The 26,373-nt window shown below is 74.0% G+C and carries 19 protein-coding genes and 1 rRNA gene; 16 read left to right on the plus strand and 4 right to left on the minus strand.

Translation table 11 applies throughout. The features are described from left to right. A 5S ribosomal RNA gene (rrf, locus tag ACH4S9_RS40285) occupies nucleotides 1-85 on the plus strand; the annotation flags it as partial. Nucleotides 86-1,388: 1,303 nt separating this feature from the next. Continuing rightward, a complete protein-coding gene (locus ACH4S9_RS40290) occupies nucleotides 1,389-2,222 on the plus strand; it encodes a hypothetical protein (RefSeq protein WP_398376823.1) in 834 nt (277 codons plus the stop codon). A 59-nt stretch (nucleotides 2,223-2,281) separates the two neighbouring features. Here the strand turns inward: ACH4S9_RS40290 and ACH4S9_RS40295 are convergent, their stop codons facing one another. After that, nucleotides 2,282-3,604: a DUF1015 domain-containing protein gene (locus ACH4S9_RS40295; protein WP_361184871.1), complete on the minus strand. Its 1,323-nt coding sequence runs from the start codon at nucleotides 3,602-3,604 to the stop codon at nucleotides 2,282-2,284. 79 nt (nucleotides 3,605-3,683) lie between these two features. Between ACH4S9_RS40295 and ACH4S9_RS40300 the strand changes: the two genes are divergently transcribed. The 4 genes from ACH4S9_RS40300 to ACH4S9_RS40315 all read left to right on the plus strand — a co-directional run bounded on the left by ACH4S9_RS40300 (nucleotide 3,684) and on the right by ACH4S9_RS40315 (nucleotide 8,156). Further along, nucleotides 3,684-4,739, plus strand: a complete 1,056-nt coding sequence (locus tag ACH4S9_RS40300; protein WP_311730803.1) for an HAD-IIA family hydrolase — start codon at nucleotides 3,684-3,686, stop codon at nucleotides 4,737-4,739. 164 nt (nucleotides 4,740-4,903) lie between these two features. After that, nucleotides 4,904-5,953: an iron chelate uptake ABC transporter family permease subunit gene (locus ACH4S9_RS40305; protein ID WP_311730802.1), complete on the plus strand. Its 1,050-nt coding sequence runs from the start codon at nucleotides 4,904-4,906 to the stop codon at nucleotides 5,951-5,953. Between the two features lie 23 nt (nucleotides 5,954-5,976). After that, a complete protein-coding gene (locus ACH4S9_RS40310) occupies nucleotides 5,977-7,041 on the plus strand; it encodes an iron chelate uptake ABC transporter family permease subunit (RefSeq protein ID WP_311730809.1) in 1,065 nt (354 codons plus the stop codon). Nucleotides 7,042-7,145: 104 nt separating this feature from the next. Further along, nucleotides 7,146-8,156: an ABC transporter ATP-binding protein gene (locus ACH4S9_RS40315; protein WP_311730808.1), complete on the plus strand. Its 1,011-nt coding sequence runs from the start codon at nucleotides 7,146-7,148 to the stop codon at nucleotides 8,154-8,156. Here the strand turns inward: ACH4S9_RS40315 and ACH4S9_RS40320 are convergent. Then, nucleotides 8,104-8,451, minus strand: a complete 348-nt coding sequence (locus tag ACH4S9_RS40320; protein ID WP_311730801.1) for a sterol-binding protein — start codon at nucleotides 8,449-8,451, stop codon at nucleotides 8,104-8,106. The genes ACH4S9_RS40315 and ACH4S9_RS40320 overlap by 53 nt on opposite strands. Nucleotides 8,452-8,528: 77 nt before the next feature. Between ACH4S9_RS40320 and ACH4S9_RS40325 the strand changes: the two genes are divergently transcribed. The 6 genes from ACH4S9_RS40325 to ACH4S9_RS40350 all read left to right on the plus strand — a co-directional run bounded on the left by ACH4S9_RS40325 (nucleotide 8,529) and on the right by ACH4S9_RS40350 (nucleotide 15,754). Further along, the gene (locus ACH4S9_RS40325) at nucleotides 8,529-8,852 is read left to right on the plus strand and encodes a hypothetical protein (protein ID WP_385345261.1); all 324 of its coding nucleotides are present in this window, start codon (nucleotides 8,529-8,531) and stop codon (nucleotides 8,850-8,852) included. A 64-nt stretch (nucleotides 8,853-8,916) separates the two neighbouring features. After that, nucleotides 8,917-9,792: a TlyA family RNA methyltransferase gene (locus ACH4S9_RS40330; protein WP_385345258.1), complete on the plus strand. Its 876-nt coding sequence runs from the start codon at nucleotides 8,917-8,919 to the stop codon at nucleotides 9,790-9,792. After that, nucleotides 9,789-10,742 carry an NAD kinase gene (locus ACH4S9_RS40335; RefSeq protein WP_385345240.1) on the plus strand — a complete coding sequence of 318 codons (954 nt, stop codon included), beginning with the start codon at nucleotides 9,789-9,791 and terminating at the stop codon, nucleotides 10,740-10,742. Before ACH4S9_RS40330 ends, ACH4S9_RS40335 begins: the two co-directional genes overlap by 4 nt. Nucleotides 10,743-10,905: 163 nt before the next feature. After that, nucleotides 10,906-12,657, plus strand: coding sequence for a DNA repair protein RecN (recN, locus tag ACH4S9_RS40340; RefSeq protein ID WP_398376680.1), 1,752 nt, complete (start codon nucleotides 10,906-10,908; stop codon nucleotides 12,655-12,657). Nucleotides 12,658-13,245: 588 nt separating this feature from the next. Beyond that, a complete protein-coding gene (locus ACH4S9_RS40345; protein WP_398376824.1) occupies nucleotides 13,246-14,397 on the plus strand; it encodes a glycosyltransferase family 4 protein in 1,152 nt (383 codons plus the stop codon). Between the two features lie 160 nt (nucleotides 14,398-14,557). Further along, entirely contained in the window at nucleotides 14,558-15,754 is a 1,197-nt protein-coding gene (locus tag ACH4S9_RS40350) for a glycoside hydrolase family 64 protein (protein ID WP_311730797.1), read from the plus strand. Nucleotides 15,755-15,768: 14 nt separating this feature from the next. On the opposite strand, the gene ACH4S9_RS40355 is transcribed toward ACH4S9_RS40350, so the two are convergent. Together ACH4S9_RS40355 and ACH4S9_RS40360 are read right to left on the minus strand one after the other, a co-directional pair. After that, a complete protein-coding gene (locus ACH4S9_RS40355; protein ID WP_398376681.1) occupies nucleotides 15,769-17,523 on the minus strand; it encodes a PucR family transcriptional regulator in 1,755 nt (584 codons plus the stop codon). 20 nt (nucleotides 17,524-17,543) lie between these two features. Beyond that, complete coding sequence (locus tag ACH4S9_RS40360) at nucleotides 17,544-19,346, minus strand: glycoside hydrolase family 15 protein (protein WP_311730795.1); 1,803 nt, start codon at nucleotides 19,344-19,346, stop codon at nucleotides 17,544-17,546. A gap of 448 nt (nucleotides 19,347-19,794) precedes the next feature. Here ACH4S9_RS40360 and ACH4S9_RS40365 point away from each other — a divergent pair, with 448 nt between their 5' ends. The 4 genes from ACH4S9_RS40365 to ald all read left to right on the plus strand — a co-directional run bounded on the left by ACH4S9_RS40365 (nucleotide 19,795) and on the right by ald (nucleotide 26,289). Continuing rightward, nucleotides 19,795-21,501, plus strand: coding sequence for a CTP synthase (locus tag ACH4S9_RS40365; protein ID WP_398376684.1), 1,707 nt, complete (start codon nucleotides 19,795-19,797; stop codon nucleotides 21,499-21,501). A 105-nt stretch (nucleotides 21,502-21,606) separates the two neighbouring features. Beyond that, nucleotides 21,607-22,233, plus strand: coding sequence for an NUDIX hydrolase (locus tag ACH4S9_RS40370; protein WP_311730791.1), 627 nt, complete (start codon nucleotides 21,607-21,609; stop codon nucleotides 22,231-22,233). A gap of 630 nt (nucleotides 22,234-22,863) precedes the next feature. Next, on the plus strand, nucleotides 22,864-24,993 hold the full coding sequence (locus ACH4S9_RS40375; RefSeq protein WP_398376685.1) for a tetratricopeptide repeat protein: 2,130 nt from the start codon (nucleotides 22,864-22,866) through the stop codon (nucleotides 24,991-24,993). Nucleotides 24,994-25,173: 180 nt separating this feature from the next. Beyond that, nucleotides 25,174-26,289: an alanine dehydrogenase gene (gene ald, locus ACH4S9_RS40380; protein WP_398376826.1), complete on the plus strand. Its 1,116-nt coding sequence runs from the start codon at nucleotides 25,174-25,176 to the stop codon at nucleotides 26,287-26,289. Nucleotides 26,290-26,373: the final 84 nt, after the last annotated feature.

Genomic DNA, 26,373 nt, shown 5'->3' on the forward strand with positions numbered 1-26,373 from the left:
TTACATTCCGAACCCGGAAGCTAAGCCTTTCAGCGCCGATGGTACTGCAGGGGGGACCCTGTGGGAGAGTAGGACGCCGCCGAACAATCTTTGAAGGACCCTTGGTCCCAGCGTTCATGCTGGGACCAAGGGTCCTTTTGTTTTCCCTGAAACGCGTCGGCAAGTTCGATGCGCGAGAATGGCTGTAGTACCTCAAGACAGGAGTCACGTCGATGTCCACCAACTCCCCCGACGATCGGTCGGACCGCGAGCCGCGGCGCCGGGACGGCGGTGATCGGCGCGACTTCCGTGAGTCCGGACCGCGGCGTGACGGCGATCGTGGCGGGTTCCAGCGCGGGCGGGACGACCGTCCGTACCGTCCCCGGCGGGACGACGACCGTGGCGGTTTCCGTCGCGATGACAACCGCGGCGGGTTCCGCCGTGACGACCGGCGCGACGACCGGCGCGACGACCGGCGGGAGGCCTCGCGCGGCGATCGCCGTGATGACCGGCCGCGTGGGCCGCGCCGCGACGACGACCGCGGTGGACGGCCCGGGCCCGGAGGGTACGCGCGTCGTGACGACCGCGGCGGGCGGCCCGGCGGTGGGTATGACCGCCGGGATGAGCGCCGTGACGATCGCAGGGACGACCGTCCCCGCGGGCCGCGGCGTGACGACCGGGACAGCGGGTTCCGCCAGGGAGGCTTCCGGCGCGACGAGCGTCGTGACGACCGCCGCGATGAGCGGCCGGGCTTCCGGCGGGACGACGACCGTGGCGGTTTCCGCCGTGATGACAACCGCGGCGGCTTCCGGCGTGACGACCGGCCGGGCTTCCGGCGGGACGATGATCGCGGCGGCTTCCGCCGTGATGACAACCGCGGCGGCTTCCGGCGTGACGACGACCGTGGCGGCTTCCGCCGTGACGACCGGCGCGACGAGCGTCGTGACGACCGCCGCGATGACCGGCGGCGGGACGAACGGCGGGACGACCGGCCTTCGTACCGACGTGACGACGACCGCGGTGGCTTCCGTCGCGATGACCGCCGCGATGACCGCCGGGACGACCGGCCGCGTGGGCCCCGTCGTGACGACCGGGACCGTGGCGCCCGTACCGGCGGCTACGACCGGCGTGATGAGCGTCGTGACGACCGGCCCTCGTACCGTCGTGACGATCGTCGTGACGACCGCCGCGACGATCGCCCGCGCGCCCCGCGCAGGGACGATCGCGAGGGCGGTTTCCGCGGCCGCGACGGCCGTGACGACCGTGGGCCGCGCCGCTCGTACGCGGGGCAGGGCCGTGGGCGCGACGAGCGCCCCGGTGGCGGCTACGGGCGTCGGGACGACCGGTCCGGCGGCTACGGGCGCCGGGACGAGCGCGCCCGCGACCGTGACCGCGAGCCGGTCAAGCGGCTGCCGATCCCCGAGGACGTGACCGGGGACGAGATCGACAAGAGCGTGCGGCAGGAGCTCATGAGCCTGCCGAAGACCCTCGCCGACGACGTGGCGAAGAACCTCGTCATGGTCGCCAAGCTGCTGGACGACGAGCCCGAGCGGGCGTACGAGTACTCGCGCGTGGCGCTGCGGCTCGCCTCCCGTGTCGCGGCCGTGCGCGAGGCCGCGGGCTTCGCCTCGTACGCCGTCGCGAAGTACTCGGAGGCGCTGGCGGAGTTCCGCGCGGCCCGGCGGATGACCGGCACCGTCGATCTGTGGCCGGTGATGGCCGACTGCGAGCGCGGCATGGGCCGTCCGGAGCGGGCGCTGGCGATGGCCGGTGAGCCCGAGGTGCAGAAGCTGGACCGGGCTGGGCAGGTCGAGATGCGGCTGGTCGCGGCGGGCGCCCGGCGCGACATGGGGCAGGCCGACGCCGCCGTGGTGACGTTGCAGAGCCCCGAGCTGGCCTCGCAGTCCGTACAGCCGTGGACCGCGCGGCTGCGCTACGCGTACGCCGACGCGCTGCTGGCCGTCGGCCGTGAGAGCGAGGCGCGGGAGTGGTTCGCCAAGGCCCTGGAGGCGGACCAGGGCGGGACCACGGACGCCTCCGACCGGCTCGCGGAGCTGGACGGCGTGGAGTTCGTGGACGCGCTCGCCCCCGAGGAGTTTGAGGAGTCCGAGGAGTTCGAGGAGGCCGAGGAGGCAGAGGAGTCCGAGCAGGTCGGCGACGAGATCGACGACGAGTCCGCGGACGAGGACGAGCCGAAGGACGAGCCGAAGGACCAGCCGAAGGGCGAGGCGAACGGCAGCTGACGCGGCCGGACAGCGAGGGCGGAACCCCGGGCCCGGGGTTCCGCCCTCTGTCGTCTGTGTCAGCCCAGCGCGAGGCTGCGCAGGACCAGGCCCGACGCGGGCTTCGGCCCGAAGGAGGTCGACTTGTGCGGCATGGCGATCCCCTGACGGGCCAGGTCGTGGACGATCCCCTCCCGCACCGGGTGCATCAGCACCGCCGTACCGCCGTGCCGTTCCGCCTGCTCCACGGCCGCCGCCGCGTCGTGGATGTAGCCGATGTGGGCGGGGGTGTCCGGGACCTTCCAGAGGTGCTCGAGCAGCAGGGAGTGCAGGACCGTCGCGTCGAGGGTGCGCCATGCCTCGGGCCGGCCGGTGGGGACCGTACGGGCCAGGAGTGCCGGATCGGGGCGGTCCAGGAGGTGGAAGCCGCCGTGCCCGGCGAGCAGGAAGGCGTTTCCGGCCCTCGGCTCGTCGGCGGCCTTCGCGAGCGTGGCCAGCGCCTGCGGGAGCGGCCCGTCGACCGGCCGTACGCGGAAGGCGGCGCCTTCAGAGCCGGTCCCGCCGGCGCTCCCCGGGCCGGACAGGGCGGCCAGCGCCTCCCTCGGCGACAGCTGGTGCAGCAGCCGGTGGATGGCCCTGACGCGCAGCGGATAGCGGGCGGTGTCGACGAGCAGGACCAGGCCGAAGTCCCAGGGGCCGGGCTCCGCCCGCTCCTCGCGCAGCCGCAGATAGGTGGCCCAGCGGTGGTGCCCGTCGGCGATGAGGGCCTGCCGGTGGCGGAGGTCGGCGGCGATCTCCGTGAGGTCGGCGGGGTCGGTCACCCGCCACAGGTGGTGGCTGAAGCCGTCCTCGGTGGTCGTGGACAGCAATGGGCGGCCTCGGACGGTGCGTTCGACGACGCTGGCCGCGCCGGTGACCGAGCCGTCGCTGCGGTAGGCGAGGAGCAGCGGCTCCAGGTTGGCGGCGGTGGCGCGCATCAGGGCGGCGCGGTCCTCGACCACATGCGGCATGACCTCCTCGTGCGGGAGGACCACGCCCTCCTCGCGCGGGCTCAGCCGCAGGGCGCCGATGATGCCCCGCTGGAGCAGATGGCCGTCACGCTGCTCGTAGACGTAGAGCGCGGGCTCGGGGTCGGGGGCGAGTATGCCGTCGGCCTGCCAGCGGCGCAGCGTCTCGGCGGCCTGCCGGTGGCGGTCGGCGGGGGTGTCGGCCTGCGGGAGGATGAGGCGGACGATGTTGTACGGGTCCGCGGTCTCGAGCGCGCGCAGCCCGTCGGGGCGCACCACGACGTCGTACGGCGGGGAGGTCACGGCAGCCAGGCTGCCGACGCGCTCCGCGACGTAGCGCAATCCCCGGAACGGGGCGAGCTGAAGACCTTGCCCGACAGGCCCTGGAATGCTCATCAGTGAATGCTATGCCGTCCGGCGCGATCAGAGATGATCGATGGACAGACGCACATTTATGCGAGGAGCGTGTCCCTCTATGAATCCCCCCGTGACCCAGAACGTCCGCACCCGTCCGGCGGCCGGAGAGCGGCCGCTGAGCGAGGCGTACGACACCGCCCTGCTGGACCTCGACGGGGTGGTGTACGCGGGGGGCGAGGCCGTCGAGCACGCCGTGGAGTCGCTGGTCACCGCGCGGGACGGCGGGATGCGGCTGGCGTATGTGACGAACAACGCGCTGCGGACGCCCGAGGCGGTGGCGGAGCATCTGACGCGGCTCGGGGTGCCCGCGACGGCCGAGGATGTGATCACTTCGGCGCAGGCGGTGGCCCGGCTGATCGCCGAGCAGGTCCCGGCCGGGGCCCGGGTGCTGGTGATCGGCGGCGAGGGGCTGCGGGTGGCCCTGCGCGAGCGCGGCCTGGTGCCGGTGGAGTCGGTGGACGACGACCCGGCGGCGGTGGTTCAGGGGTACGGCGGGCCCGAGCTGCCCTGGGGGCGGCTGGCGGAGGCGGGGTACGCGGTGGCGCGGGGCGTGCCGTGGTTCGCCTCCAACACGGATCTGACGATTCCGAGCGGTCGGGGCATCGCGCCGGGCAACGGCGCGGCGGTGGAGGTCGTCCGCATCGCCACGGGCCAGTATCCGCAGGTCGCCGGGAAGCCGCTGCCGCCGATGCACCGGGAGACGATCCTGCGGACCGGCGCGCGGCGGCCGCTGGTGGTCGGGGACCGGCTGGACACCGACATCGAGGGCGCGTACGCGGGCGGCGTCGACTCGCTGCTGGTCCTGACCGGGGTGACCACCCCCGCGCAGCTGCTGGCCGCCGAGCCCAAGTACCGGCCGACGTATGTGGACCGCGACCTGAGGGGCCTGCTGGCGCCCCAGCCCGCGGTGGAGCCCGCGGGGCCGGGTGACGAGGACGGCTTCCGGTGCGGGGGCCGGCTGGCCCGGGTGCGGCAGGGCGCGCTGGTGTTGGAGGGGGACGGTGACGACCCGCTGGACGGGCTGCGGGCGCTGTGCGCGGCGGCGTGGACCGAGGCGGGGGACGGGGCGTGTGACGCGGACGCGGGGAAGGCGCTGGCGATGCTGGGGCTGTGACGGCCCCTCGTGCGGCCCCCGGGCGGACCCCCGGGCGGCCCCTCGGGCTGTCTCGGGCTGTGACGGCCCTGCCGGGCTGACGGCACCCTCCCGAGACGCGGCAAGGTAGGTTAGGTTAACCTAACCTCAGTTGTGATTGGCCTTGCTGCGAGGTGGAGTTCCGCGTGACCCTGCTCAGTCCGGCGAGAGCCGGGACCGAACCAGCGACCGCGCCACCCGGGCGGCGCTCCGCGCGCCGCGCCGCCGGGCTCGCCGCCTCCCTGGTGGTCCTGTTGGTGATCGTGGCGGCCAGCGTCGCGATCGGCGCCAAGCCGATCCCGCTGGGCGAGGTGTGGCACGGCCTGTTCCACTACAGCGGTACCGACACCGACGTGGTGGTCCGGGACGTGCGGGTGCCGCGCACCGTGCTCGGGCTGCTGGTGGGCGCGGCCCTCGGGCTCGCGGGCGCGGTGATCCAGGCGCTCACCCGCAATCCGCTCGCCGACCCGGGGCTGCTGGGGCTGAACGCGGGCGCGTCCGCCGCCGTCGTCTCGGCCATCAGCTTCTTCGGCGTCACCTCCCTGACCGGCTATGTGTGGTTCGCCTTCCTCGGCACCGCCGTCGCGTCCGTGCTCGTGTACGCGCTCGGCGGCAGCCGGGGCGCCACGCCGGTGCGGCTGGCGCTCGCCGGGACGGCGGTGTACGCGGCGCTCTACGGCTATGTCAACGCCGTTGAGCTGCTGGACACGGCGGCTCTGGACAAGATGCGTTTCTGGACGGTCGGTTCGCTCGCCTCCGCGAACATGACGGTCGTCAAGCAGGTCGCGCCGTTCCTCGTCGTCGGCGCGGTCCTCGCCCTGGCGCTCGGCCGGGCGCTGAACGCCGTGGCGCTCGGCGACGACACGGCGCGCGCCCTCGGCGCCAACCTCAACCGCACGCGCCTGCTCGCCATGGTCGCCGTCACCCTGCTGTGCGGGGCCGCGACCGCCGCCTGCGGGCCGATCGCCTTCGTCGGCCTGATGGTGCCGCATCTCGTACGCGCGCTCACCGGGCCCGATCTGCGCTGGATCCTGCCGTACGCCGCGGTGCTCTCGCCGGTCCTGCTGCTGGGCGCCGATGTGCTCGGCCGGGTGGTGACCCGGCCCTCGGAGCTTCAGGCCGGCGTCGTGACCACGCTCATCGGCGGGCCCGTCTTCATCTACCTCGTCCGGCGCCGAAGGATGGCCCAGCTGTGAACGCGAACGCGAGCGCGAGCAAGATCAGGAACGGCGGCGGCAACGCGCCCGGGGCGCGCGGAGCCGTGCTGCGGACCCGCGGCGGGCTCTCGCTCCGGCTGGATGTCCGCGCGGCGCTGGCGGGGCTGCTGCTGGCCGCCGTGGCGCTGGCCATGGGCGTGGTGCTGATCGGCACCGGCGACTTCTCGATCGCGCCCGGCGACGTCGTACGCACCCTGTTCGGCGGCGGCACCCCGGCCCAGGACTTCATCGTCAACGACCTGAGGCTGCCGCGTGTGCTGGTCGGGCTGCTCGTCGGCGCGGCCCTCGGCCTGGCCGGCGCGCTCTTCCAGAGTGTCTCCCGGAACCCGCTGGGCAGCCCGGACGTGGTCGGCTTCGGGCAGGGGGCGGCGGCCGGGGCGCTCACCGTCATCGTGCTGTTCCAGGGCGAGCCGTACCAGGTCGCGATCGGAGCCGTGGCCGGCGGCCTGGTGACGGGGCTCGGCGTCTACGCGCTGGCCTGGCGGCAGGGCGTACACGGCTACCGGCTGGTGCTGGTGGGCATCGGCGCGTCCGCCATGCTCAGCGCCGTCAACGGCTATCTGCTGACCAAGGCCGACCTGGTGGACGCGTCGCGCGCCACGGTGTGGCTGACCGGCTCGCTCAACGGCCGGGACTGGGAGCAGGTCTGGCCCCTGGCGTGTGCGTGCGCGGTGCTGCTGCCGGTGGTGCTCGGGAACGCCCGGGGCCTGCGGATGCTGGAGATGGGCGACGACAGCGCGTACGCCCTCGGGGTGCGGGTCGAGCGGACGCGGCTGGTGATGGTCCTCGCGGCCGTCATGCTGACCGCGGTCGCCACCTCCGCCGCCGGGCCCGTGGCCTTCGTCGCGCTGGTCGCGCCGCAGCTGGCCCGCAAGCTCACCCGCGCGGCCGGCCCCAACCTGTTGCCCGCCGCCCTGATGGGCGCGGCCCTGCTGGTCACCGCCGACTGGTCCGCGCAGCGGCTCTTCGGGGCCGACCAGCTGCCGGTGGGAGTGGTCACCGGGGTGCTGGGCGGCTGCTATCTGCTGGGGCTGCTGATCACCGAGCGCCGGGCGGGGCGGATATGACGGCGGGCGCGACGAGGGACGCGACGAGGGACGCGACGAGGGACGGCGGCGCGGGCCGGATGAGCACGGACGAGACGCGAGACACAGCGGGCGGCATGGACGGTATGGCGATCATGGGAGGTACGGGCGGGATGCGCGGTACGGACAAGGGGACTCGGACACAGCGGCTCACCGCCGAAGGGCTCACCCTCGCTTACGACCGGCGCACGGTCGCCGAGGGCCTGTCCGTGGCCATCCCCGACAACTCCTTCACCGTGATCGTCGGGCCCAACGCCTGCGGCAAGTCCACCCTGCTGCGCGCGCTGTCCCGGATGCTCAAGCCCACCGTCGGGTCCGTACTGCTCGACGGGCAGGCGATCGGCTCGCTGCCCGCCAAGAAGGTCGCCCGCACCCTCGGGCTGCTGCCGCAGTCCTCGATCGCGCCCGACGGGATCACCGTCGCCGACCTGGTCGCGCGCGGCCGCTATCCGCACCAGGGGCTGCTGCGGCAGTGGTCGGAGACGGACGAGCGGATCGTCGGCGAGTCGATGGCGGCGACCGGCGTGGCCGAGCTCGCGGATCGCTATGTCGACGAATTGTCCGGCGGCCAGCGGCAGCGGGTGTGGATCGCCATGGCCATCGCCCAGCAGACCCCGCTGCTGCTCCTCGACGAGCCGACGACCTACCTGGACATCCAGCACCAGATCGACGTGCTCGACCTGTGCGCCCAGCTCCACGAGGAGCAGGGCCGCACCCTCGTCGCCGTGCTCCACGACCTCAACCACGCCGCCCGCTACGCCACCCATCTGATCGCGATGCGCGGCGGGGAGGTCGTCGCCGAGGGCGCGCCCGGGGAGGTGGTGACGGCCGAGCTGGTGGAGCGGGTCTTCGGGCTGCGCTGCCAGGTGATCGACGACCCCGAGACCGGCACCCCGCTGGTGGTGCCCGCCGCGCGCCGGCCCCGTACGCCCGCGGCCGCGGCGTACGTGACAACGGAGGACGCGCCGGAGGAGGACGCGACGGTAGAGGACGCGCCGGAGGCGGGTACGGCGGAGATGGCGGCCGCGACGGCGGTGGGCTCGGCTACAGCAGCTTCCGCAGCCGCAGCAGATCGCGGAAGCCTGCCTCCAGCTTGACCCGGCCGCTGCCCCAGGCGCGCGCGAAGTGCAGCTCGCCGTCGACCAGGGCCACCAGGTCGTCGCCTGACATGGTCAGCCGGATCTCGGCGCGCTCGTCGGGCAGGCCAGGCACGACCGTCACGTCCTCTATGCGGCCATCGGTGAGACGTCCGAGGAAGGTGATGTCGAGGTCGGTGATCCGGCAGCTCACCGAGCGGTCGAGCGCGGCGGCGCTGCGGAGGTCCCCGTTCGCGCCCGCCAGGTTCTCCGCCAGTTTGTCGAGTGCGCTGCGGCACTCCTCCATGGTCGCCATCGCGACAGACGGTACCCCAGGTCCCGTACGTCGGAGAATGCGCGGTTCGCGGTAGCGTCGGGACCATGAGTGAGCCGATGGAGGGCGCGCGGCCCGAGCCTGAGCCGGGTCCTGGGGCGCCGGCCGCCGTGGCGGAGGCGCCGGGGACCGTGCCGGAGCCGCCGTCGGAACGGTCGTCGGAACCGGCGCGCCCGGCGGATCCGGTGCCGCTCGGCGTCACCCGGACGCCCACCGGCGTCGCCGAGGTCGACGCCCAGCTGGAGCGGCTGGCCGACGCCGACCACCTCGCCGCGAGCGGCCACCTGGAGGTGTACGAGGATGTGCACCGGGGCCTGCGCGACGCGCTGACCGCCCTGGACCGGCGGCCGGGCCCACCGGCCCCGCCGACCCCCGGCGCGTAGCCCCCGCCCGCCCACCCGGTAACCCGCACCTCGTAGGACGACAGGAGCTGAACCACCCGTGGCTGTGACCCGCCCACGACGCGTACGACTCGACGCCGAGCTGGTGCGCCGCAAGCTGGCCCGCTCGCGCGAGCACGCGAGCCAGCTGATCGCCGCGGGCCGGGTGACCGTCGGCGGACAGATCGCGACCAAGCCCGCCACCCAGGTGGAGACCAGCGCGGCGCTCGTGGTCGGCAAGGACGACAGCGACCCGGACTATGTCTCGCGCGGCGGGCACAAGCTCGCGGGCGCGCTGCTCGCCTTCAGCGAGGAGTACCGCGGGCGGACGGGCGGCGCGGACGCGCCCCCCGCCCCCGCCCCCGCCGGTGGCGGCGGTCTGCGGGTCGCAGGGCGGCGCGCCCTGGACGCGGGCGCCTCCACCGGGGGCTTCACCGACGTCCTGCTGCGCGCCGGGGCCGCCCATGTCGTCGCCGTGGACGTCGGATACGGACAACTCGCGTGGTCTTTGCAGAGCGATGAACGCGTCACCGTCATGGACCGTACGAACGTACGTGAATTGACGCTCGAGCAGATCGGCGGTGACCCCGTGGACCTGGTCGTCGGTGACCTGTCCTTCATCCCGCTGGGGCTGGTGCTGCCTGCCCTGGTGCGCTGCGCCGCGCCCGAAGCCGACCTGGTGCTGATGGTCAAGCCCCAGTTCGAGGTCGGCAAGGAGCGGCTGGGCAGCGGCGGGGTGGTCCGCAGCGCGCTGCTGCGCGCCGAGGCCGTCCGTACGGTCGCCGAGCGGGCGGCGGAGCTGGGACTGGGAGTCCTGGGGGTCACCGCGAGCCCGTTGCCCGGCCCGTCGGGCAACGTCGAGTACTTTCTGTGGATGCGCGCCGGGGCGCCGGCACTCGACCCGGCCGATGTCGACCGTGCAGTGGCGGAGGGGCCCAGTTGACCACTTCAGAAGCTTCAGCGGCAGCTACGGCAGCAGCTACGGCAGCGGCTTCGGCAGCGGCGGAGCGCACCGTATTCCTGCTGGCGCACACCGGCCGCCCCGCGGCCATCCGCAGCGCCGAGCTCGTCGTGCAAGGCCTGCTGCGCTGCGGCATCGGGGTGCGGGTGCTCGCCGCCGAAGCCGCGGACCTGCCGCTGCCTGCCGCGGTCGAGCTGGTCGACGCGGGCCCGGACGTCCTGGACGGCTGCGAGCTGCTGATCGTCCTCGGCGGTGACGGCACGCTCCTGCGCGGGGCCGAGTTCTCGCGCATCTCCGGGGTGCCGATGCTCGGCGTCAACCTGGGCCGGGTCGGCTTCCTCGCCGAGGCCGAGCGGGACGACCTGGACAAGGTCGTGGACCGGGTGGTGACCCGCAGCTACGAGGTCGAGGAGCGGATGACCATCGATGTGCTGGTCCGCACGGACGGGCAGATCGTGCACACCGACTGGGCGCTGAACGAGGCCTCGGTCGAGAAGGCCGCGCGGGAACGCCTCCTCGAGGTCGTCACCGAGGTCGACGGCCGCCCCGTCTCCCGCTTCGGCGGCGACGGCGTCGTCTGCGCGACCCCGACCGGCTCGACGGCCTACGCCTTCTCGGCCGGCGGGCCGGTGGTGTGGCCCGAGGTCGAGGCGCTGCTGATGGTCCCCATCAGCGCGCACGCCCTCTTCGCCAAGCCCCTGGTCACCTCGCCGCGCTCGGTGCTCGCCGTGGAGGTGCAGCCGCAGACCCCGCACGGGGTGCTGTGGTGCGACGGGCGGCGCACCGTCGAACTGCCCGCGGGTGCGCGGGTGGAGGTCCGGCGGGGCGCGGTCCCGGTCCGTCTGGCACGTCTGCACCACGCCTCGTTCACCGACCGGCTGGTGGCGAAGTTCGCCCTCCCGGTCGCGGGCTGGCGCGGCGCGCCGCACTAAGGGCTGTCCGGCGGGGGCTTTGCTCCTGGGCCCCCGAGGTCCGGGAGCAGAGCCTTTGCGGCCCCTGACCGGGGTGCGGGATGGCGCCCGGATATAGGGATGGGCGGGTGGGTGACGTACCCCAGAGGGGGAGCCCCATCGCATCTCGCCCGCGAAACCTCGTATGGTCGTGGTCGTGCTGGAGGAGATGCGGATACGTGCGCTGGGCGTCATCGACGACGCCGCCGTCGAACTGTCGCCGGGTTTCACCGCGGTGACCGGTGAGACCGGCGCGGGCAAGACCATGGTCGTCACCAGTCTCGGCCTGCTGCTGGGCGGGCGGGCTGATGCCGCGCTCGTGCGGATCGGTGCCAAGGCGGCGGTCGTCGAGGGCCGGATCACCGTCGACGCCCGGTCGGCGGTGGCCGTCCGGGCCGAGGAAGCGGGGGCCGAACTCGACGACGGAGCGCTGCTGATCAGCCGCACCGTCTCCGCCGAAGGCCGTTCGCGCGCCCATGTGGGCGGCCGCTCGGTGCCGGTGGGGCTGTTGGGCGAGCTGGCGGACGACCTGGTGGCCGTCCATGGCCAGACCGATCAGCAGGGGCTGCTGCGCCCGGCGCGGCAGCGCCAGGCCCTGGACAGATACGCGGGGGCCGCGGTCGCCGGGCCGCTGGAGAAGTACGCGGCGGCCTACCGGCGGCTGCGCGCGGTCGCGGCCGAGCTGGACGAGTTGACCACGCGCGCGCGGGAGCGGGCGCAGGAGGCCGACCTGCTGCGCTTCGGCCTCGAGGAGATCGCCGCGGCCGAGCCGCAGCCGGGGGAGGACGCCGAACTGGCCGCCGAGGCGGAGCGCCTCGGGCATGCCGAGGCCCTCGCCTCGGCCGCCACCGCCGCGCACACCGCCCTGGCCGGGCACCCGGAGGACCCCGAGGGCGTGGACGCGGCCACTCTGGTCGCGGGCGCGCACCGGGCCCTGGAGGGCGTCCGCTCCCATGACCCGGCGCTCGCCGCGCTGGCCGACCGGATCGCCGAGGTCGGCATCCTGCTGTCCGATGTGGCCGGGGAGCTCGCCGGTTACGCGGACGACCTGGACGCCGATCCGCGGCGGCTGGCGACCGTCGAGGAGCGCCGGGCCGCGCTGGCCCATCTGACCCGTAAGTACGGCCAGGACATCGCGGACGTGCTGGCCTGGGCGGAGCAGGGCGCGACCCGGCTGGCCGAACTGGACGGCGACGACGACCGCATCGGCGAGCTGACCGCCGAGCGCGACGCGCTCCGCGCCGAACTGGGCGAGCTCGCGCAGGCGCTCACCGACGCCCGTACGGAGGCGGCGGCGCGCTTCGCCGGCGCGGTCACCGCGGAGCTGGCCTCGCTCGCGATGCCGCACGCCCGGGTGACCTTCGCGATCGGCCAGACCGAGGCCGCGGAGGAGACGGCGGGCATCGAGGTGGGCGGCCGTGCGGTGCTGTTCGGGCCGCACGGGGCCGACGAGGTCGAGCTGTTGCTCGCCCCCCACCCGGGCGCCCCGCCCCGTCCGATCGCCAAGGGGGCGTCCGGCGGTGAGCTGTCCCGGGTGATGCTGGCGGTGGAGGTGGTCTTCGCGGGCTCCGACCCCGTGCCGACCTATCTCTTCGACGAGGTGGACCAGGGCGTCGGCGGCAAGGCGGCGGTCGAGGTCGGCCGGCGCCTGGCCAAGCTCGCCCGGACCGCGCAGGTCGTGGTCGTCACCCACCTGCCCCAGGTCGCGGCCTTCGCCGACCGGCACTTGGTGGTGGAGAAGACCAACGACGGGGCGGTCACGCGCAGCGGTGTGAAGGCGATGGAGGGCGAGGACCGGGTGCGGGAGCTGTCGCGCATGCTGGCGGGCCAGGAGGACTCGGAACTCGCCCGTGCCCACGCGGAGGAGCTCCTGGAGGCCGCCCGGGCCACCCGCTGACCGCCTCCGGCGCCACGCGGAGCCGCGTATCGGCAGAGCCCCCACCCCGCCCCTTCCCGAACCGGAGCCACGCCCCGGACCCCGACCTCGGCCCCCGGACCCCGTCCGGCGTGGCGGGGACCCGCCGGAGCGCTCCCGGCCCGGCTCCGCGACCGGGGTCGGTCGTGTCCCTGTCCCCGCGCCCGCTTGTGCAAGGCCCTTGGACGGGCTCGGCCTCCGGTCGCTGCCGCGCGGCCGCCTCGGCCGCCTCGGCCGGCAGGGTCTGCCGGGGCTCGGCCGGGCCGGGGCGCTCCCGGTCCGCCGGGCCCGTACCGGTCGCGCGGCGGGGCCGGGCGCGGGTCTGCACGCGCGGGCCCGTCCCCGAACCGGGGTCGGCCCACGCGCGGTTTGCACGGCACCCGACGTGTACTCCGTATGGGTGAACCCGCGGACGTACGGGCGAGTCGACGGCGGGCGCGGGGTGGGGGCATGGCGGCGGGGGTGGTCCGGGTGCTGGCATCCTGGGCGGAGCGCACCCGTACCGCCGCGCGCCCACTTCCCACGCCCGAACGCCGTCCCCTCAGGAGCCCCTCCCGCGTGAGCAGCACCGTGAGCAGCACCCCGGTCCCGCCGCAAGGGAACCCGCACGGGAGCCCGCAAGGGAACCCGCACGGGCAGCCGCCTCTGCACACCCTCCAAGTGCTCGGCGGCGGGAGCTCCGGCAGCGGGGTGCATGTGCGGTCGCTGACGGCCGGGTTGGTGGCGCGCGGGCTGCGGGTGACCGTGTGCGGGCCGTGGGGGGCGGAGCGGGGGTACGGGTTCACGGACGCGGGCGCGTGGTTCGTCGGGCTGGACGCCAGGACGGACGCGGGGACCGTGGCGGCGCTGCGCGCGGCCGGTGCGGGGGCGGGGCTGGTGCATGCGCACGGGCTGCGGTCCGGGCTGCTGGCCGTGCTGGCGCTGCGCGGCCGGGGCGTACCGCTGATCGTCACCTGGCACGGCAAGCCGCACGCCGAGGGCGCGCGGGCTCATGCCGTGCGCCTGTTGGAGCGCAGGGTGGCGCGCAACGCCACGGTCGTGCTGGGCGCGTCGTCGGACTTGGTGGATCGGGCTCGTGCACGGGGGGCTCGCGATGCGCGGCTCGCGCCGGTCGCGGTGCCCGCGCCGCGCGGCACACCCCCCAGGGAGGACGGCTGGCGGCAGAAGGCGCGGGCCGAACTCGGCGCCGTGGAGCGGCCGTTGCTGCTGGCGGTGGGCCGGCTGATGACGGACCGGGGCTTCGGGCCGCTGCTGGACGCGGCCCGGGTGTGGCGCGCGCTGGACCCCCAGCCGCTGCTGGCGGTCGCGGGGGAGGGGCCGGACCGGGCGGTGTTGCAGGGCAGGATCGACGCGGAGGGGCTGCCGGTGCGGCTGCTCGGCCGCCGGGACGATGTGCCCTCGCTGCTGGCGGCCGCCGATGTCGCGGTGCTGTCCAGCCGGTGGGAGGCGCGGTCGCTGCTGGCGCAGGAGGCGCTGCACGCGGGGGTGCCGCTGGTGGCCACGGCGGTCGGCGGGGTGCCGGAACTGGTGGGGGAGGCGGCCGAACTCGTGCCGTACGGGGCGCCGGAGGCCCTCGCGGGCGCGGTGATCCGGCTGCTCGGGGATCCGGTGCGCCGGGTGGAGCTGGCCGCGGCGGGGCGGGCGCGGACCGCGGGCTGGCCGACGGAGGACGACACGGTGGCCCATGTCCTCAGCGTCTACGACGAATTGGTTCAGACCTAATTCGGCTCCGGGGCGACGAAGTCCTTGACGCGTGGGGCGGCTGATGGGCAGTGTGCTGGGCGAAGGGCGGGAGAGAGCGCTCTCACCGCGATGGCTCCCGTTACCCCCCACCACCCCCCATATCCCGGCAAACCCCCCACTACGCCGAGGAGTACATGTCATGAGCAGGATAAAAAGCGGGACAAAGAGCGGAACGCTCAGCCGCAGGAGGCTGCTCGGCGGTTTCGCCGCCGCCGCTGCCGCCGGTTCGGGCCTCACCCTCGCCGGCGGCCGGGCCGACGGCGCGGAGCGCGCCGCCACGATGCCGCTCACGGTCGTCAACCACACGGGTCAGTTCGGCAACTCGTCGATATGGCTCTACATCGTCGGCAACGAGGGCGGCCGGCAGGTCCGGGTCACCCCGGACGGCGGGATCGCGCCCATCGCGCTCTCCGACAACGGCCCCGACGGCTGGACCGACTACGCCATCCCGCTCGCCGCGAGCGGCGACACCAGGCTGACCCTGCCCAATATGTCCGGCCGGATCTATGTCGCGCTCGGCTCCAAGCTCAGGTTCAAGGCGGTCACCGACGGCGCGGGCAACGCGGCCCTCCAGTACCCGGCGGGCTGGGTGTCCAGCGACCCCAACTACAACACCCTGCACGACTGCGCGGAGTTCACCTTCAACTCCGCCGGGATGTTCTGCAACACCACCATGGTCGACATGTTCAGCGTCCCGATGTCGATCCGCCTCACCGGGGCCAAGGACCAGACCACCGGCACGCTCAAGAGCGGCGCCCGCGCCAAGGTCTTCGCCGACCTCGCCGCGGTCGACGCCTTCGCGCCCCTCGTCCTCGGCGACCGCCTGCGGGTCATCGCCCCCGGACACGGCCTGGACGCGGGGCTGTTCGCCAAGGACTACCTCGCGGGCTACATCGACGAGGTCTGGTCCGCCTACGCCGCGAAGGACCTCAAAGTCACCACCAACGCGGGCACCTTCACCGGCCGGGTGAGCGGCGGCAGGCTGTCCTTCACCGGCCCCGGCTCCGTGTCCTTCGGCAAACCCTCCACCAGGGACGTGCTCTTCTGCGACGGCGCGCTCGCCGCGCCCAACGACGGCACGACGGGCCCGGTCGCGGCCGTCCTCGGCGCGGGCTTCAACCGCACCACCCTGCACAGCACCGCCGCCCAGCCGACCACCGACCCGGCCGCCTTCTACACCCCCCAGGTCACCAACCACTACGCCAAGGCCATGCACGCGGCGACCGCCGACGGCAAGGCGTACGGCTTCGCCTTCGACGACGTCGCCGACTTCGCGTCGTACATCCAGGACACCGCTCCGACGGGCGTCACGCTCACCCTCACGCCTTTCCAGTAGCTCGGTTCAGGACCTCAGATGTCCTGAGACCGCACATGGCGGCGGGCCTGGAGGGCCAGACTCAGCGCGAGCACCGTCCGAGGGTCCTCCAGGTCGCTGCCCAGCAGCCGGCCGATCCGCGCCAGCCGGTCGTACAGGGTCTGGCGGTTGAGGTGCAGCGCCCGCGCCGTCTCCGCCTTGCGGCCCGCGTGGCGCAGATACGCCTCCAGCGTCGGGACCAGCGGCGGCCGGGCCGTGCGGTCGTGGGCGAGCAGCGGGCCGATCACCCTGTCGACAAAAGCCGCCAGATCCCCGTGTTCCCGCAGTCGCCACAGCAACAGGTCGACATCCAGACTCCGTACGTCGTGCCATGCGCGCTCCGCCGGCCCCCGCGCCGCGCTCGCCGCCTGCGCGGCATGGCGCAGTTCGCCGCCGACCGCGTCCCAGCCGCCCGGCAGCCCCACGACCACCACGGGCGGGTGCGCCCCGGCCCGGTCCGGCCAGGCCCGTTCTACCCCGGCGCGCAGCGCCGCCGCGACGCGCTCGGCCACCGCGCCGCGCTCCGCCGCCTCCCGCAGCCCCACCAGCAGCGGAACCCGCCGCTCCGGGAGCCGTACGCCCAGCAGCACCGGCGCCCCCACCCCCGCCAGCTCCTCCTGGAGCGCATGGGCCAGCGCCGCCCAGCTCTCGGCGGGCCCCGTGCCCAGGCCCCGCCCCGGCTCCAGCGCGGCGAGGCCCGACGGGGCAGACAGTTCTGCCAGCCGCATCACCACCGGCAGCAGCGGACCCTCGCCCGGTCTGAAGCCCAGCACCCTGGCCTGGGCCGGGGCGTCCGCCGCCGCGATCCGGCCCTCGGCGAGTTCGGTGAGGAAGTCCCCGCGCCCGCGCGCGGTCAGCTCCTCCTCCTGGCGGGCCCTCAGCAACACGACCGCCAGCAGATCCGCGGTCCGCTCCGCGGCGAGCCGGTGTACGGGCGCGAGCAGCCCCGCCACCGGCAGTACGGTCAGCCGCGCCCGTACGGAGCCGGGGCCGGGCCCGCCGCCGGGGACGTCCGCCACCACGCTGCCCGCGGGCGGCTCGGGCCGCCGGGCAGCGCGCCGCGACCGCAGCCCCTCCCACACCTGAAGCGGTTCGGCGCCGGCCGGCTGCCCCGCCGCGCCCGGCCCCGCCGCGTACAGCAGCCGGCCGTCGGGGGACTCCAGAAACGCCGGATTGCCCGCGAACCGGGCCAGCAGCCGCAGGATCTCGGGCACCCCGCCGCCGCGCAGCAGCACCTCGGTGCACTCGCGGTGCACCACCTCCGCCCGGCGCAGCACCGCGTAGTGCTCATTGACGATCTCGGTGTGGATCTCCTCCGTGACCGCCACGAACGGCACCTCGCGGTGCAGCTGCACCAGCGGCAGCCCATGCGAGCGCGCCGAGTCGACCACCGCGGCCGGCAGCGCGGTGAACCGGGACCCCAGCTCCACCACCAGCGCCGCGACCCCGCGCTCGGCGAGGCGGCGGACGAAGGCGCGCTGCTCGGCCGGGCGCGGGCCCACGGCGAGGCCTTGGGTCAGCAGCAGCTCGCCGCCCTTGAGCAGCGAGGCGATATTGGGCGCCTCGCACGCGTGGACCCAGCGCACCGGCCGGTCGAGACCGTCCCCGGCGGCCACCACCTCGGGGAGCCCGCGGCGCAGGGCGGGGAGTTCCAGGGCCCGCGCCACGGTGATCGTCCCCTGAGGGTGAGGGGTGGGGGCCTGTGGGCCCTGAGGCCCGGGGTTCTGCGACCCGGGCCCGTCCGGGGGCATGCTCGGGGACGTGGCCGGGCCTACCCTCCGTACGCCCCGGACGCGGTCAGCCGCAGCGCCGTGTCGATCAGCGGCACATGGCTGAAGGCCTGCGGGAAGTTGCCCACCTGCCGCTGGAGCCGCGGGTCCCACTCCTCCGCCAGAAGCCCCAGGTCGTTGCGGAGCGCCAGCAGCTTCTCGAAGAGCTTGCGCGCCTCGTCGACCCGGCCGATCATCGCCAGGTCGTCGGCGAGCCAGAACGAGCAGGCCAGGAAGGCCCCTTCGTCGCCTTCGAGGCCGTCCACGCCCGCGTCCTCGCCCGCCGTCGGGTAGCGCAGCACAAAGCCGTCCGAGGTCGACAGCTCCCGCTGGATGGCCTCGATGGTCCCGATGACCCGCTTGTCGTCGGGCGGCAGAAAGCCCATCTGCGGGATCAGCAGCAGTGAGGCATCCAGCTCCCGGGAGCCGTAGGACTGGGTGAAGGTGTTGCGCTCGGGGTCGTAGCCCTTCTCGCACACATCCCGGTGGATCTCGTCGCGCAGCTCGCGCCAGCGCTCCAAGGGCCCGTCCACGTCGCCCGATTCGATGAGCTTGACGGTGCGGTCCACCGCGACCCAGGCCATCACCTTGGAGTGCACGAAGTGCCGGCGCGGCCCGCGCACCTCCCAGATGCCCTCGTCCGGCTCGTCCCAGTGCTCCTCGAGGTAGCGGATCAGCTTCAGCTGGAGCACGCTCGCGTAGTCGTTCCGGGCCAGACCGGTCATATGCCCCAGGTGCAGCGCCTCGGTGACCTCTCCGTACACATCCAGCTGGAGCTGGCCCGCCGCGCCGTTGCCGACCCGGACCGGCTGCGAGCCCTCGTAGCCGGGGAGCCAGGGCAGCTCGGCCTCGCCCAGCTCGCGCTCGCCCGCGATGCCGTACATGATCTGGAGGTTCTCCGGGTCGCCCGCGACCGCGCGCAGCAGCCACTCGCGCCAGGCGCGCGCCTCCTCGCGGTAGCCGGTGCGCAGCAGCGAGGACAGGGTGATCGCCGCGTCCCGCAGCCAGGTGTAGCGGTAGTCCCAGTTCCGGACGCCGCCGATCTCCTCGGGCAGCGAGGTGGTGGGCGCGGCGACGATGCCGCCGGTGGGGGCGTAGGTGAGCGCCTTCAGGGTGATCAGCGAGCGGACCACCGCGTCCCGGTAGGGGCCGTGGTACGTGCAGTGCTCGACCCACTCGCGCCAGAAGACCTCGGTCGCCTCCAGGGCGCCCTCCGGGTCCGGCAGCGCGGGCGGCTCCTTGTGGGAGGGCTGCCAGCTGATGGTGAAGGCGATCCGGTCGCCGGGGGCGACCGTGAAGTCCGAGTAGGTGGTCAGGTCCTTGCCGTACGTGTCGACCTCGGTGTCCAGCCACACCGAGTCGGGTCCGGCGACGGCGACCGTCCGCCCATCGATCTTGTGCACCCACGGCACGACCCAGCCGTAGGAGAACCGCATCCGCAGGGCCGAGCGCATCGGCACCCGGCCGCTGACGCCCTCGACGATCCGCACGAGCTGCGGGGCCCCGTCACGGGGCGGCATGAAGTCGATCACGCGGACCGTGCCGCGCGGGGTGTCCCACTCCGACTCCAGGACGAGCGAATCGCCCCGGTAGCGGCGGCGGTCGGCGGCCGGCGGAGTGCTGCCCGCGGTCTGCGCGGGGCCCAGGCGCCAGTAGCCATGCTCCTCTGTGCCCAGCAGCCCGGCGAAGACGGCATGCGAATCGAAGCGCGGCAGACAGAGCCAGTCGACCGTGCCGTCTCTGCAGACCAGGGCGGCGGTCTGCATATCACCAATCAGTGCGTAGTCCTCAATACGCCCGGCCACGTACTATCCCCATTCGAACGGCCGTGGTGCCCTCGAAAGGCATTTTTCCACGGTCTCTGAAGTTCTCGACGAGCGCTTGTTCCGGGGGCGTGCTGGTGGTCCCTTGCCGGCCGGCTCGCAGCATTGCGTCCGAGCAGGATACGACGGAGAACAGTGATCCGCTTGAGTCGTCCCACATCGTGGCTCGGATCCCAGCGGCCGATCGGGTGGCCAGGTCACGCATGGTATCCGGACGGCTGCGCAGATGTGACTGCGGCGGCCGCGGGGGCTTCCGGGGCCACGGTACGGAGCCGCCCCCTGCCCAACGGTAGTCGGGGCGGGGCACTGATACCCTGGTAGCCCGTGGACCGGTGGGCGCAAAACCCCCGAACCTCATCGACGGCGCCCCCGGAAAACCGGGGCAGCTGCCGGACCTCGCCCTTCACCTCGCGACCACGGGAGCCCCCTCTTGGCCATTGCCGCTAAGCCCACGACGACCAAGCACATCTTCGTCACCGGGGGTGTCGCTTCCTCACTCGGCAAGGGCCTGACCGCCTCCAGCCTCGGTGCCCTGCTCAAGGCGCGCGGCCTCCGCGTGACCATGCAGAAGCTGGACCCGTACCTCAACGTCGACCCCGGCACCATGAACCCGTTCCAGCACGGTGAGGTGTTCGTCACCAACGACGGCGCCGAGACCGACCTGGACATCGGCCACTACGAGCGGTTCCTCGACGTCGACCTCGACGGCTCGGCCAACGTCACCACCGGCCAGGTCTACTCCACCGTGATCGCCAAGGAGCGGCGCGGCGAGTACCTCGGCGACACCGTGCAGGTCATCCCGCACATCACCAACGAGATCAAGCACCGCATCCGGCGCATGGCGACCGACGACGTGGACGTCGTGATCACCGAGGTCGGCGGCACCGTCGGCGACATCGAGTCGCTGCCCTTCCTGGAGGCGGTCCGCCAGGTCCGCCACGAGGTCGGCCGGGACAACGTCTTCGTGGTGCACATCTCGCTGCTGCCGTACATCGGCCCCTCCGGCGAGCTCAAGACCAAGCCCACCCAGCACTCGGTCGCCGCGCTGCGCAACATCGGTATCCAGCCCGACGCGATCGTGCTGCGCGCCGACCGTGAGGTCCCGACCTCCATCAAGCGCAAGATCTCGCTGATGTGCGACGTCGACGAGGCGGCCGTGGTCGCCGCGATCGACGCCAAGTCGATCTACGACATCCCCAAGGTGCTCCACTCCGAGGGCCTGGACGCGTATGTCGTGCGCCGCCTCGACCTGCCCTTCCGCGACGTCGAGTGGACCCAGTGGGACGACCTGCTCAAGCGGGTCCACCAGCCCGACCACGAGGTCACCATCGCCCTGGTCGGCAAGTACATCGACCTGCCCGACGCCTATTTGTCGGTGACCGAGGCGCTGCGCGCGGGCGGCTTCGCCAACAAGGCCCGCGTCAAGATCAAGTGGGTGACCTCCGACGACTGCCGTACGGCCGCCGGTGCCCGGCAGCAGCTCGGCGACGTCGACGCGATCTGCGTCCCCGGCGGCTTCGGCGACCGCGGGGTGAACGGCAAGGTCGGCGCGATCACCTACGCCCGCGAGAACAAGATCCCGCTGCTGGGCCTGTGTCTCGGTCTCCAGTGCATCGTCATCGAGGCCGCGCGGAACCTGGCGGGCATCGAGGGCGCCAACTCCACCGAGTTCGAGCCCGCCACCAGCGACCCGGTGATCTCCACCATGGCCGAGCAGCTCGACATCGTCGCGGGCGAGGGCGACATGGGCGGCACCATGCGGCTGGGCATGTACCCGGCGAAGCTCGCCGAGGGCTCGATCGTCCGCGAGGTGTACGGCGACCAGCCGTACGTCGAGGAGCGCCACCGCCACCGGTACGAGGTGAACAACTCCTACCGCGGGGAGCTGGAGAAGAAGGCCGGGCTGGTCTTCTCCGGCACCTCGCCCGACAACAAGCTGGTCGAGTACGTCGAGTACGCGCGCGAGGTGCACCCGTACCTGGTCGGCACCCAGGCCCACCCGGAGCTGCGCTCCCGGCCCACCCGTCCGCACCCGCTCTTCGCGGGGCTGGTGAAGGCGGCTGTGGCGCGGCAGGCGGATGCGGCGGCCGCGGTGGCCGCGCGGGGCGCGGCGGCTGGGCGGCGCGCGGAGGGCTGAGGGATACCGAGGGATACGGTTGACCTGGGCGGGAGCGGCTCGTGCCGCCCCGCCCGGGCCCCTCGTTCCCGGGCCGTTCGTCGACGAGAGGACGCTGAGTCGAGCATGCGCATCCAGGACACCCCCGAGGAGTGGCGGGTCACCGCCACCGCGACGCCGTTCACGGGCAACAAGACCAGCGTGCGCACCGACGAGGTCGTCATGCCCGACGGCTCCAGGACGTCCCGCGACTACCAGGTCCACCCCGGTTCGGTGGCCATCGTCGCCCTCGACGAGGAGGGTCGCGTCATCGTGGTGCGGCAGTACCGCCATCCGGTGCGGCAGCGGCTGTGGGAGATCCCGGCCGGTCTCCTGGACATCCCCGGGGAGAACCCGCTGCACGCCGCGCAGCGTGAGCTGTATGAGGAGGCGCACGTCAAGGCCGAGGACTGGCGGGTGCTCACCGACGTCTACACGTCGCCGGGCGGCTCCGACGAGGCCGTGCGGATCTTTCTGGCCCGGGGGATCTCGGAGGCGGAGGGCGAGCGGTACGAGGGGGACCACGAGGAGGCCGACATGGAGCGCGCCCGGGTCCCTCTCGACGAGCTGATCGCGGGCATCCTGGCGGGGGAGCTGCACAACACGTGCCTGGCGGCCGGCGTTCTGGCGGCCCACGCCGCGCGGTCCGGCGCGGGCTTCGAGTCCCTGCGCCCGGCGGACGCCCCCTGGCCGGCGCGGCCTTTCGAGGCCTGACGGCCTGCTGCTGTTCGTGGGTGGTGCGCCTGGTGTGCGTGGTGGGTGCCGGGGGCGGGGCCTCCGGGGCTGTCACCCTGGACCGCATATTTACGGCGCCGGTGCCCGGAAGCGAGACCTTGCCCGGAACTTGGCGCCACACATATGCGTAAGCGTCCAGGGCACCACCCCTGCACCCCCACCCCCTCCCGTCTCGTCGGCGGCCCTCCGCCCGGTGCCCCGCCGCCGGAGTCGGCTCCGGTCCGCCCGGGGCCCTAACCACCAGCCCGTCAGCGGCGCCGCAGGCCGGGGGCCAGGCGGCGGAGCCCCATGGAATCGGGAAGGGGCGGGGTGGGGGAGAGCCCCCTTCGGCCGCGCGGGCGGTCTCCGCGGTGGTGCCGCAGGCCGGGCCCGCCCGCTGGGGCACCCGAGGGCGCCGGGGGTCAGGGGGCGGAGCCCCATGGAATCGGGAAGGGGCGGGGAGGGGAAGACCACCGCAATCCGAACATCCGCGCATCCGATCAGGTGATTTTCGACCCACCCCATCGGCCGGGAGTGCCGAAGCCATGACGCCGGGTCAACTACGCTCGGAGGGATCCCGACCGCACCCGCGGCGGGCTCGTACGCGCAGGTGGACGGGGATGGGGCCAAGTGGCGGAGCAGGTGGTCGACACCGATGGGGGGCCGGTCCCCGGGAAGCGGCTGCCGCCGCCTGTCGACGGCCGACCTGGTCCGCCGCCGCAGGCCGAGGCCGGGCCCGCGGCGCCTTCCGCCGGGCGGGGGGACGAGGCGGGCGGGTTGTGGAGCGGCGCGACGCGCGCGGTGCTGTTCGCGGCGGCGGCGTCCGTGGGGAGCGGCTTCGCGGGGCGGCGGCGCGAACTGCTGTCGCTGCGGGCCGACATCGACCGGGCCGGCCTGGACACCCTCGCCGGCCGCAAGCCTCCCCGCAGCCGGGTGCTGCTGATCGCGGGCCGCCCAGGTTCGGGCCGTACCGCGCTGGCCGAGGAGCTGGTGCGGCGGCTGGCCGACGACTATCCGGACGGGGTGCTGCGCGCGCGGCTGGCCATGTCCGGTGGCGATCCGGTGCCCGTCGAGCGGACCGCCCGCGATCTGCTGGCCGTGGTCGGGGTGTCCGTCCCGGCCGGGGCGGACGAGGACGAGCTCAGCGAGGCGCTGCGCGACGCGCTGGCGGGGAAGCGCGTGTTGCTGCTGCTGGATGACGCCGTGGGTGCCGAGCAGGTGGACGCGCTGTTGCCGGACGCGCCGGACGGCCTGGTCGTCGCCGTGTCGCGGGGCCCGCTGACGGGGGTGCCGGATGTGCGCCCGTGCACGCTCGGCGGGCTCGATGTGAGCGCGGCGATCGGGCTGCTCGCGCAGTACGCCGGGACCACCCGCATCACCTGCGACCCGACGGCCGCGCAGTCCCTGGTCGAGGAGTGCGGCGGCCAGCCCGCCGCACTGGTGCTGGCCGGGGGCTGGCTCGCGGCTCGTCCGCAGGCGTCCGTGGCCGACGTGGTGAACCGGCTGCGGGAGCTGCCGCCGGGCACCGGTGACCAGGACCGGGGCGCGCGCCCGCTGGCCCGTGCCTTCCGGCTGGCGTACGAGGCGCTGCCGCCGGCCGCCGCCCGGCTGCTGCGGCTGCTGGTGCTCGCGCCGGGCGGGTGGGCCGACGCGCAGACAGCGTCCGCGCTGGCCGGCTGCTCGGTGTCGGACGCCGAGGCCGCGCTGGAGGGCTTTGTCGCGCACGGGCTGCTGCGCCCGCTGCCGGACCGCCGGTATCTGGTGCCCGGCTGCCTGGACCCGATGCTGCGGGCGGCGCTGCGCGCCCAGGAGCGCCGGGCCGAGGTGGAGCTGGCCGGGGCCCGGATGCTGGAGCGGACCGTGCGGCAGCTGCACGCGTGCCGGCTGGCGGCCCAGCCGGCGGGTTCGCCTGCCCGGAAGAAGCTGGCGGGGATGCCGCGGTCGCTGCGGTTCACGTCGTCGGGGGCCGCGGCGAGCTGGCTGGAGTCGCGGCTGCCGGCGCTGCTCGAGGCCGCCCGGCTGGCCGTCGAGGACGGCGGGCTCGACACGCTGGCGCGCCGGCTGGTGGCCGGGCTGACGCTTGCGCTGGGTGCCCATCGGAGCGCCGAGAAGGCCGCCCCGGAGCTGTACGGGCTGCACCGGCTGTTGCTCGATGTGGCCCGCCGCCGCGATCTGCCGGCGGAGGAGGCCGCGGCGCTGCTGAACCTGGGCGACCTGGACGCGCGGGCGGGCCGGGTGGAGGAGTCGCTGGTGCGCTACAAGCACGCGCTGGACGCGGCCAGGGACGCGGGCGACCCGTACACCACCGGGCGCTCGCTGGAGTCCATCGGCGGCACCTACGAGGACCTGGGGGACTGGCACCGGGCGGCCGACTGGTACGGGCGGGCGCTCCAGCTGCGGCTGTCCCAGGGCGATCGCATCGGGGAGGCGCGGCTGTACGAGCGGCTGGGCACGGTCCACTCCCGCACCGGCCAGTGGGGCGAGGCGCTGCGCGCCTGGCGGGCGGCCGGGGCCGCCTTCCGGCGGGCGGGCAATCCGCAGGGCGCGCTGCGGGCGGCGGAGGCCCTGGACCGGCTGGGCGATCCGGGCGCGGCGGAGGCACATCGCCGCGCCGCGCGGCGGCTGGCGGCGCAACAACGGGGCGGCAGCGGGGCGGGGGAGAAGGGGCGCGGCAGCGGGGCGGGGGAGAAGGGGCGCGGCAGCGGGGCGGGGGAGAAGGGGCGCGGCAGCGGGGCGATGACGGAGACAGAAGAGGCATAGGGGCCTAAGAAACCGGCAGCGGATCGGCGAAAGGTTGATGCAATGCAAGGCTAGACAGCGCGGGATCCTTCATTAGACTGGGTGTACCGCGATTGGTGCGGTCGTCTCCGGCATGCGGACGCATTCCGGTTTGTCTGCTTAGAGCCCGGATATCCCCACGATTCAAGGACCGTGATCGACGTGAAGGTCGGTATTCCCCGCGAGGTCAAGAACAACGAGTTCCGTGTGGCCATCACGCCTGCCGGTGTGCATGAGCTGGTCCGCGGCGGCCATGAGGTCTTCGTGGAGCGGGGGGCCGGCCTCGGCTCCTCCATCGCGGACGAGGAGTACACGGCCGCCGGCGCCGGCATCCTCGGCTCGGCGGACGATGTGTGGGCCACCGCCGACCTGCTGCTCAAGGTCAAGGAGCCCGTCGCGGAGGAGTACCACCGGCTGCGCAAGGACCAGACCCTCTTCACCTACCTCCACCTGGCCGCCTCCAGGGAGTGCACGGACGCGCTGCTGGAGTCCGGCACCACCGCCATCGCCTACGAGACGGTCGAGACCGCGAGCCGCGCGCTGCCGCTGCTCGCGCCGATGTCCGAGGTGGCGGGCCGGATCGCGCCGCAGGTCGGCGCGTATCACCTGATGCGGTCGGCCGGCGGGCGCGGGGTGCTGCCCGGCGGGGTGCCGGGCGTGGCCGCGGCGCGCGCCGTGGTCATCGGCGGCGGGGTCTCCGGGTGGAACGCGGTGCAGATCGCCCTCGGCATGGGCTTCCACGTCACCCTGCTCGACAGGGACATCAACAAGCTGCGCGAGGCCGACAAGATCTTCGGCAACCGGGTGCAGACCATCTCCTCCAACGCCTACGAGCTGGAGAAGGCCGTGCTCGCCGCCGACCTGGTCGTCGGCGCGGTGCTCATCCCCGGCGCCAAGGCGCCCAAGCTGGTCACCAACGAGATGGTGTCCCGGATGAAGCCCGGAAGTGTACTTGTCGACATCGCGATCGATCAGGGCGGCTGCTTCGAGGACTCCCGGCCGACCACGCACGCGGAGCCGACCTTCACGGTGCACGACTCGGTCTTCTACTGCGTGGCCAACATGCCGGGCGCGGTGCCCAACACCTCCACCCACGCGCTCACCAACGCCACGCTCCCGTACATCGTGGAGCTGGCCAATCGGGGCTGGCGGGACGCGCTGCGCCGGGACGCGGCGCTGGCCAAGGGGCTCAATGTCCATGAGGGCGAGGTCGTTTACGGCCCGGTCGCCGAGGCGCACGGCCTGTCGGCCGTCGAACTGAGCTCGCTGATCGCCTGAAACCGGCCCGGCGGTCAACTCCGACCGTCAACAACAGGTCAATAACGGGCATCCGGCCGGGTCTTGCCGTAAGGCGGGGTCCGG

Origin of the sequence: Streptomyces sp. NPDC021225 (assembly GCF_044332865.1) — a bacterium.
Classification (GTDB): Bacteria; Actinomycetota; Actinomycetes; order Streptomycetales; family Streptomycetaceae; genus Streptomyces.

What these genes read in the sequence shown, in the direction of transcription:
- ACH4S9_RS40350 (WP_311730797.1), top strand. Translation starts at nt 14,558, where the DNA reads ATGAGCAGGATAAAAAGCGGGACAAAGAGCGGAACGCTCAGCCGCAGG.
- ACH4S9_RS40315 (WP_311730808.1), top strand. Translation starts at nt 7,146, where the DNA reads ATGGCGATCATGGGAGGTACGGGCGGGATGCGCGGTACGGACAAGGGG.
- ACH4S9_RS40355 (WP_398376681.1), bottom strand. Translation starts at nt 17,523, where the DNA reads ATGCCCCCGGACGGGCCCGGGTCGCAGAACCCCGGGCCTCAGGGCCCA.
- ACH4S9_RS40320 (WP_311730801.1), bottom strand. Translation starts at nt 8,451, where the DNA reads ATGGCGACCATGGAGGAGTGCCGCAGCGCACTCGACAAACTGGCGGAG.
- ACH4S9_RS40325 (WP_385345261.1), top strand. Translation starts at nt 8,529, where the DNA reads ATGGAGGGCGCGCGGCCCGAGCCTGAGCCGGGTCCTGGGGCGCCGGCC.
- recN (WP_398376680.1), top strand. Translation starts at nt 10,906, where the DNA reads ATGGTCGTGGTCGTGCTGGAGGAGATGCGGATACGTGCGCTGGGCGTC.
- ACH4S9_RS40300 (WP_311730803.1), top strand. Translation starts at nt 3,684, where the DNA reads ATGAATCCCCCCGTGACCCAGAACGTCCGCACCCGTCCGGCGGCCGGA.
- ACH4S9_RS40370 (WP_311730791.1), top strand. Translation starts at nt 21,607, where the DNA reads ATGCGCATCCAGGACACCCCCGAGGAGTGGCGGGTCACCGCCACCGCG.
- ACH4S9_RS40295 (WP_361184871.1), bottom strand. Translation starts at nt 3,604, where the DNA reads ATGAGCATTCCAGGGCCTGTCGGGCAAGGTCTTCAGCTCGCCCCGTTC.